The 13,097-nt window shown below is 69.0% G+C and carries 13 protein-coding genes and 1 pseudogene; 8 read left to right on the forward strand and 6 right to left on the reverse strand.

The window, feature by feature from the left end; all coding sequences use genetic code 11:
- Nucleotides 1–404 precede the first annotated feature (404 nt).
- A complete protein-coding gene (locus IE97_RS0126255) occupies nucleotides 405–779 on the forward strand; it encodes a hypothetical protein (RefSeq protein WP_030245389.1) in 375 nt (124 codons plus the stop codon).
- A gap of 192 nt (nucleotides 780–971) precedes the next feature.
- Here IE97_RS0126255 and IE97_RS0126260 read toward each other — a convergent pair whose 3' ends face one another.
- Both IE97_RS0126260 and IE97_RS0126265 read right to left on the reverse strand, forming a co-directional pair.
- Nucleotides 972–2,510, reverse strand: coding sequence for a DEAD/DEAH box helicase (locus IE97_RS0126260; RefSeq protein ID WP_030245391.1), 1,539 nt, complete (start codon nucleotides 2,508–2,510; stop codon nucleotides 972–974).
- A 178-nt stretch (nucleotides 2,511–2,688) separates the two neighbouring features.
- A complete protein-coding gene (locus tag IE97_RS0126265) occupies nucleotides 2,689–2,892 on the reverse strand; it encodes a cold-shock protein (RefSeq protein ID WP_028799214.1) in 204 nt (67 codons plus the stop codon).
- 337 nt (nucleotides 2,893–3,229) lie between these two features.
- On the opposite strand from IE97_RS0126265, the gene IE97_RS0126270 reads away from it, so the two are divergent.
- The 4 genes from IE97_RS0126270 (at nucleotide 3,230) to IE97_RS0126285 (ending at nucleotide 5,905) form a co-directional block, all read left to right on the forward strand.
- On the forward strand, nucleotides 3,230–3,667 hold the full coding sequence (locus IE97_RS0126270) for an NfeD family protein (RefSeq protein ID WP_030245397.1): 438 nt from the start codon (nucleotides 3,230–3,232) through the stop codon (nucleotides 3,665–3,667).
- Nucleotides 3,668–3,696: 29 nt separating this feature from the next.
- Nucleotides 3,697–4,806, forward strand: coding sequence for an SPFH domain-containing protein (locus IE97_RS0126275; protein ID WP_030245399.1), 1,110 nt, complete (start codon nucleotides 3,697–3,699; stop codon nucleotides 4,804–4,806).
- A gap of 215 nt (nucleotides 4,807–5,021) precedes the next feature.
- Entirely contained in the window at nucleotides 5,022–5,459 is a 438-nt protein-coding gene (locus tag IE97_RS0126280; RefSeq protein WP_030245402.1) for a phage holin family protein, read from the forward strand.
- A complete protein-coding gene (locus IE97_RS0126285) occupies nucleotides 5,456–5,905 on the forward strand; it encodes a DUF3618 domain-containing protein (protein WP_030245405.1) in 450 nt (149 codons plus the stop codon). Before IE97_RS0126280 ends, IE97_RS0126285 begins: the two co-directional genes overlap by 4 nt.
- A 170-nt stretch (nucleotides 5,906–6,075) precedes the next feature.
- Here the strand turns inward: IE97_RS0126285 and IE97_RS0126290 are convergent, their stop codons facing one another.
- Genes IE97_RS0126290 through IE97_RS0126305 form a run of 4 tightly spaced genes read right to left on the reverse strand, consistent with a single transcriptional unit; the run spans nucleotide 6,076 to nucleotide 9,001 of the window.
- The gene (locus tag IE97_RS0126290; RefSeq protein WP_030245407.1) at nucleotides 6,076–6,681 is read right to left on the reverse strand and encodes a hypothetical protein; all 606 of its coding nucleotides are present in this window, start codon (nucleotides 6,679–6,681) and stop codon (nucleotides 6,076–6,078) included.
- A gap of 15 nt (nucleotides 6,682–6,696) precedes the next feature.
- The gene (locus tag IE97_RS0126295) at nucleotides 6,697–7,395 is read right to left on the reverse strand and encodes a hypothetical protein (protein WP_030245410.1); all 699 of its coding nucleotides are present in this window, start codon (nucleotides 7,393–7,395) and stop codon (nucleotides 6,697–6,699) included.
- Complete coding sequence (locus tag IE97_RS0126300; protein ID WP_051705109.1) at nucleotides 7,392–8,675, reverse strand: putative T7SS-secreted protein; 1,284 nt, start codon at nucleotides 8,673–8,675, stop codon at nucleotides 7,392–7,394. The genes IE97_RS0126295 and IE97_RS0126300 overlap by 4 nt, the downstream gene beginning before the upstream one ends.
- Nucleotides 8,675–9,001, reverse strand: coding sequence for a hypothetical protein (locus IE97_RS0126305; RefSeq protein WP_030245416.1), 327 nt, complete (start codon nucleotides 8,999–9,001; stop codon nucleotides 8,675–8,677). The genes IE97_RS0126300 and IE97_RS0126305 overlap by 1 nt, the downstream gene beginning before the upstream one ends.
- Nucleotides 9,002–9,157: 156 nt before the next feature.
- On the opposite strand from IE97_RS0126305, the gene IE97_RS42230 reads away from it, so the two are divergent.
- The 3 genes and pseudogenes from IE97_RS42230 (at nucleotide 9,158) to IE97_RS42600 (ending at nucleotide 13,057) form a co-directional block, all read left to right on the forward strand.
- Complete coding sequence (locus tag IE97_RS42230; RefSeq protein ID WP_158708332.1) at nucleotides 9,158–9,796, forward strand: hypothetical protein; 639 nt, start codon at nucleotides 9,158–9,160, stop codon at nucleotides 9,794–9,796.
- Between the two features lie 28 nt (nucleotides 9,797–9,824).
- The gene (locus IE97_RS0126320; RefSeq protein WP_037844798.1) at nucleotides 9,825–10,658 is read left to right on the forward strand and encodes a hypothetical protein; all 834 of its coding nucleotides are present in this window, start codon (nucleotides 9,825–9,827) and stop codon (nucleotides 10,656–10,658) included.
- A 394-nt stretch (nucleotides 10,659–11,052) separates the two neighbouring features.
- Nucleotides 11,053–13,057: pseudogene (locus IE97_RS42600) on the forward strand (PAS domain S-box protein).
- Nucleotides 13,058–13,097 lie beyond the last annotated feature (40 nt).

Here is a 13,097-nt window from a genome sequence, read left to right on the forward strand (position 1 = left end):
ACTGCGGCGCCGACCTTCTGTTTCCGCTACCCGGCCCAGCAGGGCGGAGCGGGGGATCGCAGCTGCTTGACCGGGGACCACCATCCATTCCGGGGTCGTGCGGTACCCGGGCCGGTGTTCGCGCGCCCGGGCGATCCTGATGGCGTCTGCTCCTCCGTTCCTCTCAGCACCCACCAGTTCGTGTCTGGTGGTCTCGTTCGACCTTCTCTACGAGAGTCAGCGTACCCCCGTCGTGGACGAAAATCTACTCTGACAGGAACAGATTTCCCGGCCTTCACATCGTAGGAACCCTGCCGCGCTCAGCCGCCCCCGATGCGTCGTGGAGCCCGCCCCCTGCCACCCGAGCGGACCACTCACGCCATGCGGGCGGCCCGGGGCGAGCGGGCCGAATAAGCTTTGCTGTCATGTCGAATACTGATGAGCTGCTCGTCGCCATCTCCGCCGCGGTGGAGTCCGAGCGAAGCAATCAGATGTCGCTGACCGTGGTCGTCGGCGGTGCCGTCATCACCGGTCGGCTGGCTCCCGAGGCCGTGTGGCGGGAGCGGGTCGCGGAGGTCCTGAAGGACTCGGACAAGCTCGGCCCGTTCTCGGACGTCTTCGCCCGCAGCCCGCGGGGGGACCGGACCGGTCGCGGCGAGGCGCCCACGCATCTGCACTTCCATCTCGCCCGGATCCTGCAGGGAAGCCTCGGCATCCCGGAGACGGGCGGCATGTACCGAGTCGCGATCAAGGACGTCAGCGCATGGACGGTGGGGGATCTCAGCTACTTCGACCGGTGAGACGCGGCCCCCGCCCCGTTGCCCGGCCGGCGGACTCGGAGCGGACGGCGACACAGCGGTGGGGGCCCTGCCGACGCGCGTCGGCAGGGCCCCCACCGGGCTCCTGAGGGCGGTTCCCCGCCCGTTCTCCTACGTCCACGGGACCGGCGCCGCCGGCCCCTGCCCTCTCGGGAACACGCCGGCTCCAGGCCGCTACGCGGTTCTCGGGGACCGTGCCGGCTGAGCAGCCGCGTCGTTCCCGGGCCGCCGCTGTGCCCTGCGGCGCGCCCCCGTGCCGACGGGCCGGCCCTGGCCGGTGCGGCCCCGGCTTCCCCCGGAGGAGGACGGAACGGCACGGCGGGGGCGTTCCACGACAGGCGCGGTGACGACCACCGGGACACCGGAGGGCGCCTGGGCGCCCGTGATACGGCTCAGCTCCGCCTCACCCGAGCGGACCGGGGTGATGCGCGGGGTGATGCCGGCCGAAGCCATCAGCCGGGTCATGCCGCGGCGCTGGCCGGGGGTCACCAGGGTGACGACGCTGCCGGACTCCCCGGCGCGGGCCGTACGGCCGCCACGGTGCAGGTAGTCCTTGTGGTCGCTGGGCGGATCCACGTTGACGACCAGGTCGAGGCTGTCGACGTGGATGCCGCGGGCCGCGACGTTGGTGGCCACCAGGACGGTGACATGACCGTCCTTGAACTGCGCCAGGGTCCGGGTGCGCTGCGGCTGGGACCGGCCACCGTGCAGGGCGGCGGCGCGGACACCGCTGTTCAGCAGGTGCTTGGTCAGCCGGTCCACGGCGTGCTTGGTGTCCAGGAACATGATGACCTTGCCGTCCCGCGCCGCGATCTCGGTGGTCGTCCGGTGCTTGTCCGCGTCGTGCACGTGGAGGACGTGGTGCTCCATCGTGGTGACGGCACCGGCCGACGGATCGACGGAGTGAACCACCGGGTCGGTCAGGTAACGGCGGACGAGCAGGTCGACGTTGCGGTCCAGGGTGGCCGAGAACAGCATCCGCTGGCCCTCGGGGCGCACCTGGTCGAGCAGGGCGGTGACCTGGGGCATGAAGCCCATGTCGGCCATCTGGTCGGCCTCGTCGAGAACCGTGATGGCGACGTCGGTGAGCCGGCAGTCGCCCCGGTCGATGAGGTCCTTGAGCCGGCCGGGCGTCGCGACGACCACCTCGGCGCCGGCGCGCAGCGCACCGGCCTGCCTGCCGATGGACATGCCGCCGACGACGGTGGCGATCCGCAGGCTCACGGCACGGGCGTAGGGAGTGAGCGCGTCGGTGACCTGCTGGGCCAGCTCACGGGTGGGGACGAGGATCAGCGCCAGTGGCCGGCGCGCCTCGCCCCGCCGGCCCGCCGTACGCGCCAGTACGGACAGACCGAAGGCGAGGGTCTTGCCCGAGCCGGTGCGGCCGCGACCGAGCACGTCACGGCCGGCCAGGGAGTTCGGCAGGGTCGCCGCCTGGATCGGGAACGGCACGGTCACGCCTTCGTGGCCGAGCGTGCTCAGCAGCGCCGCCGGCATGGCGAGATCGGCGAACGACTCGGCGGCGGGCAGGGCGGGCGTGACCGTCTTCGGAAGCGCGAACTCGCCCCCCGCGGACTGTCGCTTTCCATAGCCGCTGGAGCTGCGCGAGCCCCCGGAGCGGCGCGGTCCCCCGGAGCGGCCTGCGGCGGCACCTCCGCTGTAGTGGTCACGTGTGCGATTGGCGCGTACGCGCGGGGCACGTGTGCGGTTCATTCGGAACCTTCCTTGATGCGGGCACGTATCAAGGAATTTCCGCAGCAGGAGGAGCGGCGCAGGGAATCGCGAGAACGGGCCGAGAATGACAGGGCGGAATCGCCCTGAGAAGAAAGCGAGCCGGGGCCCGCACCCCAGAGTGCGGGCCCCAGCTGCGACGTTTGCGTCAGTGCGCGGATCAGGCGGGAACGATGTTCTCGGCCGTCGGGCCCTTCTGGCCCTGCGCGATGTCGAACGACACCTTCTGGCCTTCCAGCAGCTCGCGGAAGCCCTGGGTGGCGATGTTCGAGTAGTGGGCGAAGACGTCGGCGCCGCCGCCGTCCTGCTCGATGAAGCCGAAGCCCTTTTCCGCGTTGAACCACTTCACGGTGCCAGTAGCCATTTTTATTTCTCCTTCGGAAACGGTGCAAGGAATGTGCCGTGTGCGCATCCCGTGTCGCCGTGATGATCGGCCGTCGGAAAAACCTTCTGGCAACCACACCTGCAACTGGAGACGACAGTAGCACGTCGGCGTCGGGTATGTGCGCTGAGTAATTCTGCGCCACCCGGGGCGGCAGGAATATTCGCCGTGCGCCGCGTCGATTTCTTACGTCGCCACTACAGATATTCATTCGCGGAATGAGGTTGCTGCCGTGGAAGGGAAGCCGGCACCGCGTCTGTCTGCCGGGCGTTCCGGGAGGTAGCTTGGGTGGAGGAGGCCTCTGAAGGGGGACGGTTCGATGCCGTGGTTCCTGTGGCTGCTCGCTGCCGCGGCGCTGGGCGCCGCGGAGTTCTTCACCCTGACACTGGGCTTCGGGCTGCTGGCGGGCGCCGCGATGGTCGCCGCCGTGGTCGCCGGTGCGGGCATCGGCGTCGCCGGCCAGCTGGTGGCCTTCGGAGCGACAGCGGCAGTGGGCTTCGTCGTCGTCCGTCCCGTCGCGATGCGGCACATGGCCCAGCAACCCCTCACGCGCGAGGGCACTGACGCGCTGATCGGCAGGCGGGCCGAGGTCGTGCAGGAGGTCACCGGGACCCGCGGCCTGATCAAGCTCTCCGGCGAGGAGTGGTCCGCCCGCGCCCTCGACGAAAGCCTCGTCATCCCGGTCGGAGCGCTGGTGGACGTCATGGAGATCGAAGGCGCCACGGCCATCGTCCACCCACGCGAACTGCTGCCGTGAACGGCTGAACACACAGCACTGGAGGCACTGTGGACCCAGTTGTCGTCCCCCTTCTCGTGGTGGCCCTCGTCGTCGTCTTCCTCGTGGCCTCCACTGTGCGGATCGTCCCGCAGGCGCGCCGCTACAACGTCGAGCGGTTCGGCCGGTACCGCCGGACGCTGCAACCCGGCCTGAACCTGGTCGTGCCGGTGGCGGACCGCATCAACACCAAACTCGACGTGCGTGAGCAGGTCTACTCGTCCGATCCCAGGCCGGTGATCACCGAGGACAACCTCGTGGTGAACATCGACACCGTCCTCTACTACCAGATCACCGATCCGCGGGCGGCGGCCTACGAGGTCGCCGACTACCTCCAGGCGATCGACCAGCTCACCGTGACCACGCTGCGCAACGTCATCGGCAGCATGGACCTGGAGGAGACGCTCACCTCGCGTGAGGAGATCAACTCCCGCCTCCGGGCCGTCCTCGACGACGCCACCGGCAAGTGGGGCATCCGGGTCAACCGCGTCGAGATCAAGGCCATCGATCCACCGCACACCATCAAGGAAGCGATGGAAAAGCAGATGCGGGCCGAGCGGGACAAGCGCGCGGCCATCCTGCACGCCGAAGGAGAGCGGCAGGCCAAGATCCTCACCGCGGAAGGCACCAAGCAGAAGGACATCCTGGAGGCCCAGGGCACGCAGCAGGCCATGATCCTCCGGGCGGACGGCGAGGCCAAGGCGGTGGAACTCGTCTTCCAGGCCGTCCACCGCAACAACGCCGATCCGAAGGTCCTGGCCTACAAGTACCTCGAGACGCTCCCGCACTTGGCGAGCAGCGACAACAACACGTTCTGGGTGATCCCGGGGGAGCTGACCGAGGCGGTCCGGACCGTCACCCGCGCGTTCGGCGACCAGTCGGCGTCAGGTGCTGCCGCACCTGAGCGACCCGAGGAAGCAGCCACCGCCGGCGGCGAGGGCGCGTCACACGAGGTCGGGATTCCGCAGCTCGAACCGGGCTCGACGCTCGCCCGCGACGCCGCCGCGGCTGCCGACGAGGCCGGGAAGCAGGCCGCAGCCGCGGTGAGCGACGCCAAGGCCGAGGCCGAGGCCGCCAAGTCGCCCCAGGCGCCGCGCCGGGGGCGGACGTCCGGCGCTTGAGCCGGCCGTCGGCTGTCGTCAGCGACAACCGTGCGGCGCGGCCGCCGGCCGGGGTGCTCTCGCGGCCGCCGGCCCGGCACCCCGGTGCCGCCATCGGCCTGCTCGACAGACCGCCGGTGTCTTTCCCGAACTCGGGGTACTCGCGCCCTCACCAGGCGGACGGGCCCCGGCGCGGCCCGTCCGGCGCAGCCCACGAAGAACGGGAGGTGATCATCGTGTCGACTGCACAGCCGCACTCTGCCGACGTCGGCCGACAGACGCGGGATCCCGGCGCGGAGCCGGTCAGCGAGCTGGTGCAGCGGGCGTCGCAGCAGCTCACGGAGCTGGTGCGCGGCGAGCTGAGGCTGGCGCAGGCGGAGATGAAGGAGAAGGGCAAACGGTACGGCAAGGGCGGAGGGCTGTTCGGCGGTGCCGGCATCGTCGGCTTCCTGACCCTTCAGGCGCTGGTGGCCACGGCCATCGCCGCCCTCGCGGTGCCGCTGCCGGTGTGGGCCGCGGCGTTGATCGTCACCGCGGTGCTGGGCGCGATCACCGCGCTCATGGCCCTCACCGGCAAGAAGCAGATCAGCGAGGGTGCGCCGCCGGTACCCGAGCAGACGATCGACAGCGTGAAGGCCGACGTGGCCGAGATCAAGGAGAGTGCACAGCGATGACCCAGCCGCCTCACGACGAGCAGACGGCTTCCAGCCGTCAGGAGCTGCACGAGCAGGTCGAGGAGACCCGCCAGTCGCTCGGGAAGACGGTCGAGGCGCTGGCAGCCGAGACCGATGTCAGGGCCAAGGCACAGGAGAGGGCAGCAGACATCAGGCAGCAGGCAGCCGTGAAGGCCGGGCAGCTGAAGGCCAGGGCAGCGGAAGCCGCGCACCAGATGCAGGACAAGCTGCCGGATTCGGTGACGGACAAGGCGGCTCGCGCCGCCGAGCAGGCCCGGTCCGGGGCCGCCCGGGCCGGCCACGTGCTCCAGGAGAAGGCGCCCGAACCAGTGCGGCAGAAGGCGGCCCAGGGTGCGCGGACCGCACGGGACAACCGGACCCTGCTGCTGGCCGCGGGCGTTGGCGCCGCCCTGGTGTGGCTGGCGTGCCGCCGCGGGAAAAAGTGAGCGGCCGCGGGAAAAGGTGAGCGGCGCCCCGGGCAAGGTTGCGCCCGTCGGGCTCCGCATGCGCGGCAATGTCACCTCACCGCTCCGGCCATGAGCCCCGGATCTCTGACCCGGGGCTCATGGCCGTCGTCCCGGATGGCGGTGGGGCAGGAAACCGATGACTCCACGTGCTACGAGCGAAGAGAGACGTAGCCCTTGATGCCGGCCTGCCCGGCCTTCGCGATGCGGTCCGCCGGGGCGTTCGCTCGCTGTTCGGACGTCAGTGGCCAGTCGTGAGGCTGCATGAACAGCAGCTCGCCGGTGACCGGGACGAGGGCAGCGCCTCCGAAGAGATCGTCGCCGGCGTACCAGATGCCCGCATCGCCGCTCGCCGGCCATCCTTTGCCCGACAGGTTCCTGCCCGACAGCGTGGGCGATCCCGAACCTCCACTACCCAGCCTGATGACGAAGCCGTTGTTCCTCTCAAGGCTGATCCGCTGGACAGGGCCGCGGAAGACAGCCGGGTAGGTGCGGAAGAGACGGGAGCATCTCCGGATCCAGGAGAGAGCGCTCCAGACAAGGAACGACGAGACCAGGATGCCGAAGAACCCTACTAGCGCGATGGGGAGCAGATAGTCGGTGCGGGTCACGAAGATCTGCGACCACATGAGTCCGAAGACCGCCGCACGTTTCGCGAAACGCTTCAGCGCCATGGTGCGGTGGTGCTTCAAAGCACCCTGAACATCGGTTCCGTCGGTCGCGTAGGGCGCGCGACTCTCCTCCTGCACGACGACCATCCTCCCTGTCCGCGATCACCCGAAGTCGGACTGCACGGCGTGAGCCGCGGAACCGGGAACCACCGGACCAGGCCCTTGGTCCGCTTCGGCCGTCGGATCCGTGAACGTCAGTGTGCGGGCAGTGCCGAGCAGCACCGAGCGGTAGTCGTCGGCCAGCTCGAGCGACGAGGTCACCAGTTGCACGACGATGAACGACGCCGTACGGGGCTCCGGTACCGCCACCGTTCCCTGCCAGACGGAACCCTCCAAGGGCCCCTCCTGACCTTCGGGCGGGACGCCGGGCGCCGGCGTCTTACGCACCTGCTCGGTCAGGAACCCGATGCCGACGGGCAGTTCGATCGGCCGCAAGCCCTCGCTCGCGTTCCCGCCCACCATGCCGGCGAGAACGCGCGTGGGGTTCGCGCCGCCGGACGGGAACGCGGACATCGTGAGGACCGACAGCGAGGCCCCTCCGTTGCCATCGGGGTGCATACCGAGCGCGCACACCGCCACCGGCTGCTTCCGCAGCAGCATCACGGTCGTGGCGTACAGACGGAACGTCTGGTCGGCCCGGTCGCGGGCTTCCTCGGGAAGTCCGCTGAACTGTCGGGCCAGCTCCGCGACTCCCTCCTCCGTCGGATTCAGATCCAGTTCCAGATACCCGTGGGGGAGCCCGTACCAGAACTGCGGCCTCGGTCCGGTGTCCGTGCCCGCGACGCCGAGTTGGTTGTTCACAGCCGGATACTCCCCGCGAGTTCAGCGATGTCCGTGCCGAAGGTCCCGAGCGTGCCCGCCGCGCCCGACAGCGCCACACTCGCCTTGGTGGCCTCGGTGGAGTCATGGCCGATGCCGTCTTCCGGCAGCAGTCCGGCGGTCTCCGCCGAGGAGACCACGTTCGCGGTCGCGTTGACGCCGTTGAGGGCCCAGTCGCGCACCTTGCTGGGAGCGGTGGCCACATCCACGGACCTGTACCAGTTCACGGCCTTCACTTCGCCGGCGAAGGTCGTGACCTTTGAACCCAGCGACATGGCCTCCCCGCCCTCCCGGGCAACCGCTGCGGCCAGGCCCACCTCGCTTCCCGCCCGGGCCAGGATGCCGACTCCCGGTACGACGCCCAGGGTGTCGCCGACGACGGAACCCCATGCGGTCAGACCCGCGTTCCATCCGTGCTCACCCATGAGCGAGTCCCTGAAGTCCTCGCTCGCGAGATTCTTGCTCAGCGCGGCGGCGCTGGCCACGATCGCGATGGCGGCGAAGGCGGGCGCGAGAGGAGTCGGGAAGAGTGCCAGGAGGCCGGCGATGGCGCCGATGGTTCCGGCATGGTCCAGGAGCGTCTGACCGATGTTCTTGAGAAACTCCCCGATGCTCTCAAGAGTCTTACTGAGCCACCCCGGCTCCTTGGGCGCCAGTCTGTCGTCCGCCTCGTCGAGCTTCCTGGCGACGCCCTCGGCCTTCTCCTTGTTCTCGCTTTCCAGGGTGCGGGCCTTGGTGAGGACGTCCTCGTAGGCCTGGTTGGCGTTGTTGAGCTGGGTGGTCGCCTCGTTCAGCGAACGCTCGGCCGCTCGCAGGCGCGCTGTCGCGGCGTCGGCCTCCTGCTGGCTGGGATACTCCTTCCCGGCCAGTTGGAGGTCGGGGTGCTTGGCCGCCTCGTCGTGGTGCTGCTTCGCCTTCTCGGCGGCGGACTTCTTCTCGCCCGCTTCCTCGTCGTACTTCTTCGCCAGCTCGCGGTGGGAGGAGAGATCGCCGTTCCAGGCATCGAGCGACGCCGCTGCCTTGCCGAGCGAACGCGCCGCGTTCTTCATGTACTTCGGCAGTTCACCGTCCAGCGCGTCCCGGAACGCGTCCGCCGCGTCGCCCTCCCAGTGCGCGCTCTCCCCGAGCAGTCTCTCGATCTGGCGGTGGGAGCTGTCCAGCGCGTTCGCCGCGGCCTTCACCTTCTGTTGCAGCGCGGCAACCTCGGCGGGGATGCCGGGGACCGGATTCCAGCCGAGATTCGGATACGGGTTCGTAGCCATCAGTTCTTCCCCCCGCCACCCGAAGTAGCCGACTCCGCCATCTGCTTCAGGGTTTTCTCCAGATTCTCCTCGAACTCTTCATAGCTCAGCTTGTTGGACTTCACGCCCTCGCTGATGCCGCCGATCATCTCGCTCAACTGCTCGGACCCGTATTTCCATCTCTCCTGGAACGCGTCACACGCCTCGTCCAGTCGCGCTGTACCGATCTCGGCGCTACGGACGTGTGAAAGCGCCTTACGGGCGTCGTCAAGGTCCTTCGTCGCCTGCTGCAGCGATTTGACGAATTGGTCCAACTGGTCGATGTCGACCTTGAAGTGGTCCCCCACTGGTACCCCCGTAGCGGCGGAAAATGGAACATTCAGGGCAACGTGGACAGACGGATTCCCCTGGTGCTGCCCGGCTGGGCGGCAGCCTATATGTCAGTAGAGTGGCGTGTCGATCGAGGTCTCGTGAGCCTTCGAATCCATATACGAGGAGAACTTGTGAAAGAGAGCGGTGGGGGTCTTCCCTTCGACAAGTCCGACACACAGGCTGATCGGGGCCCTGCCGATGCGCCCGCCCCCCTGCATAAATGTGCTTTCGATCATCCTGAAACCCGGGTGGCATGGGAGAAGGCGCGGCGCAAAGCGAAGCGAGGGGGCTGGTTCTGGCACTTCTTGTATGCCCTGTCCTGGGTGGTGTGCTTCGCCTTCAGTGCGAATGCCTCAAGCGAAATCGCCAAGGATCGGGCTGCCGGAGCCATTGTCCTGGTGACGTTTATCTATCTGATTCTTCTCTATCTGCGCCGTGACGTAATGGGATCCTTGAAGCGCATCCGACGCGTGCTCGAGCAGCACCCGTGGCAACTCATCCCCGCGGCGCACAGGCCCGCCGGTGTCAAGGACGTCATGGGCGTGCCCGTCCAACTGCGCTACCGCGAAGGCGAAGAGCTGACCGGCCTCATGTCCGCACGGAATCCGCTGCGCCGACGCCACTGGCCCGAGGAACTGGAGCACGGCGCCTGGTACGCCGGCGAGGTGTGGCGGGAAGGAGGCGCCAGGACACGCGGCTTCGGTGTCCTCTCCGTCCCGGGGGGCGGCGAGCTCATGGAGGTGTCTCGGGAAACGGCGGTGCGGCGGTGAGCGGGGGAGAGGGCGTTACGGTCGGTCCGTGATCATCAATGCAGGCGAGCCCCGCAGGCTCGGCGTTCCGGCCCCTGAAGCGCGATTGCGCTTCGAGACGGAGCAGCGGAAGACGGGGGGCGGGCCGGGCCGCAGGCTGCTCGTGGTCGACGGGGAACCCGCCTTCGAACTCAGCTCCTGGTGCGGAACATGCCCGTTCCTGTTCCGCCGACTGGAGACCGCCCGGCAGAAGTTGTCGCTGGAGAGCGTGGAAGAGACGCTCACCGGCGCGCTGACCGATCCGGACGACGGCGGCGTGTCGGATGCGTTCGGTTCGTTGCTGCCGGAGGGCGAGTACCTCCCGGTGCTGCTCCGCGTGGAGCCCCGTCTGGTCGTCCCCGGCCAGGAAGGCGACTACTTCAGCGGCGAGCAGGTGGCCACGTGGGGGCTCGACCAGTTCTGGGGGCTCCCGGAGTACCCGCACACGCCGTACTACCGGACCTTCGAGACCGCAGTCGACGCGTCCGCTCACCTCTACGAGTTCGTCGTGCCCATGGTTCCCCCGACGTGGAACACGAGGAAACGCGTCGAGGAGTATGTCGGACTCATGGGCCGAGCAACGGTCCCGACAGCGGTGGCGGTCTCGACGCTGGACGTGTGCGAACCCGCCTCCGGCCTGCCGACCGACCACTACCGGCACTGGGGTCTGACGCACTTCCTCCTCGACGGCCACCACAAACTGGAGGCTGCGGCCACAACAGGCCGCCCCGTGCAGCTCCTTTCGCTCCTGGCCCTGGGTGAAGGCCTGGCCGGATCTGAAGACTGTGCCCAGGTGCCTGCCCTGCGCGCACAACGCCACTCGGTCCGGCCCACCGGTGTCTGAACAGGCGTTGCCTGGTGGTGAGGTGGAAGTGGGCGGCGATCCCTACGATGAACAGCTCCCGCCGGGCGTGCCGAACACGCGGTATCGCGTCCCCCTCTCGTTTCGCCAGACAGGGACAGCGTCCGGTCACAATCAGGCAGGTACGGCCGTCTCGGGGCCAGTAGGGAGCAGCCCGGGACGGGCTTGACCGGGATGCGCTGGGATGGCCCGATTCACCGCAAGCTGCCAGTCAGTTGGGGCCGCCATGAGCGACGCGATCACATCAGGGTCGACCGGCAGAGCAGGAGCTGCCGCGCCGGCCGGCCGCCGGCGCGGCGGCACCACAAGCCGTGCGAGCACACCCGGAACAGTCGAGGACCGGTTTCGGGGGCTGCTGGAGGCGGCCCCGGACGCGATGGTGATCGTGGACGACAAGGGAACCATCAAACTCGTCAACGCACAGACCGAAGCCCTCTTCGGCTACCGGCGCGACGAACTCCTCGGCCGCCCCGTCGAGATCCTCATTCCCAGCCGGTTCCACGCCCACCACGCCACCCATCGCGACGGATACGCGGCCACCCGGCAGGTGCGCCCCATGGGGGCGGGGCTCGAACTGCACGGACTGCGCAAGGACGGCAGCGAGTTCCCCGTCGAGATCAGCCTCAGCCCCCTGGAGACGGCGGACGGGCTCCTCAAGGGAACCATCAAACTCGTCAACGCACAGACGGAAGCCCTCTTCGGCTACCGACGCGACGAACTCCTCGGCCGCCCGGTCGAGATGCTGGTGCCCAAGCGGTTCCAGACCCACCACACCCGGCACCGGGACGGCTACGCCGGCGCCCGGCAGGTGCGACCGATGGGGGCGGGGCTCGAACTGCACGGACTGCGCAAGGACGGCAGCGAGTTCCCCGTCGAGATCAGCCTCAGCCCCCTGGAGACGGCGGACGGGCTCCTCCGCCCTGGTCGAGTCCTCTCAGGACGCGATCCTCGCCAAGACGCTCGACGGCCGCATCACGTACTGGAACACCGCAGCCCAGCGGCTGTACGGCTACACCTCCGAGGAAGCCGTCGGGCAGCACGTGTCCATGCTGGCCACGCCGGAGCGCAAGGACGAGATCATCACGTTGCTGGAGCGGTTGCGGCAGGACGAGAAGATCGAGCATTTCGAAACCCTGCGGGTCACCAACACCGGTGCCATGCTCGATGTGGATGTCACCCTGTGGCCGACCCGGGACGCCACCGGCACGGTCGTCGGCGCTTGCGCCATCGTCCGTGACATCAGCGACCGCAAGCGGGCCGAGGCCGAACTCACCGAGTTGTACAGGCAGCAGAAGCACATCGCCCTCACCCTGCAGCGCAGCCTCATGGGCACCCCGCCCGCCATCCCCGGCCTGGCGGCTGCCAGCCGCTACCGGCCCGCGACCCAGGGCGCCGGCGTGGGCGGCGACTGGTTCGATCTGATCCCGCTCGGCGCCGGCCGAGTCGGCATCCTCATAGGCGACGTCATGGGCCGAGGGCTGGAAGCGGCGTCCGTCATGGGCCAGTTGCGTTCCGCCGCACATGCCCTGGCCAAGACCGGAATGCAGCCCCGCCAGCTCATGCAGGCTCTGGATGCGGTCGTCGCCGACCTCGATGTCCCGGACCAGTTGGTCACCTGCTGCTACCTGGTCATCGCCCCGGACGCCGGATCCGTCACCTTGTGCTCCGCCGGCCACCTGCCCACCCTCGTCGCCACCCCCGGCAGCGGCGTAGCTCGGCTTCCCGCGCCGGTGAACGCTCCTCTCGGCGTCGGTGACATCCTCTACCAGCAGTCCAGCGCAGCCATCCCACCCGGCGCCGCCCTCGTGCTGTACACCGACGGTTTGGTCGAAACCCCCGGCAGCGACATCGAGTACCAGATCGACAAGCTCATCACGGTGCTCGACGACGCCTTCACGCTCTCCCGTGGCCTCGAGGATGCCGCCGACCACGTACTCGCCACGCTTCTGCCCGATGCCGAGGGCCACGACGACGACGTCACCCTCCTTCTGGCCCGGCTCCCCGCCGCCCCGCTGGACATCGCCCGTCTGGAACTACCGGCCACTGCCTCCGCGGTGTCCGCGGGTCGCTCCTTCGTGGTCGAGACCCTCGCCGCCTGGGGCTGCGCTCACAAAGCCGACGACACCAGACTGCTGGTCTCCGAGATTCTCACCAACGCCGTTCAGCACGCGGAAGGCCCTGTCGTCCTCCACCTGCGCCGCACCGCCACCGAACTCGCCGTCGAGATCAGCGACCTCAGCCCTCATCTGCCCCAGCCACGGCTGGCGGCCGAGGACGAGGAATCCGGTCGCGGCCTCATCCTGGTCGACACCCTCGCCGACAACTGGGGGGTCCGCCCCGACGAGCAGGGGAAGACCACCTGGTTCGCCCTCCGGCTGTGACCGGCGAGACCCCAGCACCCCGCCCACGCACGGCCGGCCA

The sequence above is a fragment of the Streptomyces sp. NRRL S-455 genome, assembly GCF_000717875.1.
Classification (GTDB): Bacteria; Actinomycetota; Actinomycetes; order Streptomycetales; family Streptomycetaceae; genus Streptomyces.

Coding starts and splice junctions, on each gene's coding strand:
- IE97_RS0126255 (WP_030245389.1), top strand. CDS start 405: ATGTCGAATACTGATGAGCTGCTCGTCGCCATCTCCGCCGCGGTGGAG.
- IE97_RS0126285 (WP_030245405.1), top strand. CDS start 5,456: ATGACCCAGCCGCCTCACGACGAGCAGACGGCTTCCAGCCGTCAGGAG.
- IE97_RS0126270 (WP_030245397.1), top strand. CDS start 3,230: ATGCCGTGGTTCCTGTGGCTGCTCGCTGCCGCGGCGCTGGGCGCCGCG.
- IE97_RS0126290 (WP_030245407.1), bottom strand. CDS start 6,681: ATGGTCGTCGTGCAGGAGGAGAGTCGCGCGCCCTACGCGACCGACGGA.
- IE97_RS0126260 (WP_030245391.1), bottom strand. CDS start 2,510: ATGAACCGCACACGTGCCCCGCGCGTACGCGCCAATCGCACACGTGAC.
- IE97_RS0126300 (WP_051705109.1), bottom strand. CDS start 8,675: ATGGCTACGAACCCGTATCCGAATCTCGGCTGGAATCCGGTCCCCGGC.
- IE97_RS0126265 (WP_028799214.1), bottom strand. CDS start 2,892: ATGGCTACTGGCACCGTGAAGTGGTTCAACGCGGAAAAGGGCTTCGGC.